This window comes from Streptomyces sp. E11-3 (genome assembly GCF_046540415.1).
Lineage (GTDB): Bacteria > Actinomycetota > Actinomycetes > Streptomycetales > Streptomycetaceae > Streptomyces.
The window spans coordinates 1-954 of the sequence record NZ_JAZGRL010000207.1 but is presented as its reverse complement, the minus strand read 5'-3'; the positions used below and the strand labels follow the sequence as shown (position 1 = coordinate 954).

Annotated in this window: 1 protein-coding gene; it reads right to left on the bottom strand. The window is 67.7% G+C overall.

Features of this window, described 5'->3' with window-relative positions:
• Positions 1-85: 85 nt before the first annotated feature.
• On the bottom strand, positions 86-954 hold an 869-nt coding region (locus U9R90_RS36440; protein ID WP_411061788.1), incomplete at its 5' end, for a S1C family serine protease.

Sequence of the window (954 nt, the reverse complement as noted above, 5' to 3'; positions counted from 1 at the left end):
GCGGGCCGTTCTTCAGCCTCGCACGGGTGGGTGCGCTCTGTTTCGTTGTGGGGCGGGGCCGCGTCGGGGGGCGACTGCGGGTGCGTTAGTTCATCTCGCCCGCACGGAGCTTGGCGAGGTCGTCCTTGACCGTGTTCACGGGGATGGCGAAGCCGAGGCCCACGCTGCCCGAGTTGGAGCTCGCGGATGCGCTGGGGGAGTACATCGCCGAGTTGATGCCGATGATGTTGCCGTTCATGTCGATCAGCGCGCCGCCGGAGTTGCCCGGGTTGAGCGAGGCGTCGGTCTGCAGGGCCTTGTAGGTCGTCTTGGATGAGCCGGTCTCGCCGTTGAACTGCTCGCCGCCGTACTCGAACGGCCATCGGTCCTGGCCCTCCTGCTGGCGCTGGCCGCCGTCTGTGGAGACCGTGACGTCGCGGTCCAGTGCCGAGATGATGCCGCTGGTGACCGTGCCGGTCAGGCCCTCGGGCGAGCCGATGGCGACTACTTCGTCGCCCACCTTGAGGCTGTCGGAGTCGCCGAGTGAGGCTGCTTTGAGGCCGGAGGCGTTCTTCAGCTTGATCAGGGCCAGGTCCTTGGAGCTGTCGGTCCCGACTACCTCGGCGTCGTACGACTTACCGTCGCTGGTCTTCACCTGGACGGAGGACACTCCGGAGATCACGTGGTTGTTGGTGATGATCTCGCCGTCGGATGTGATGATCACGCCGGAGCCCGTGGACTGACCCGCGCTGATTTCCACGATGCTCGGGCTGACCGCGTTGGCCACGCCGCTGATCGTGCCCTTTTGGCTCGTTGGTACGACGCTGGTGCTGGCGGATGTGGGGGTGCTGTTCTCTCCGAACAGTTCCTGCGCCGCGTACGCGGTGCCGCCGCCGATCGCCGCCGCGAACAGGGCGACCGAGGCGAGCAGGGACACCGGGCGGCGGGCGCGGTGCCTGGGGGGCTCGGGGGGAC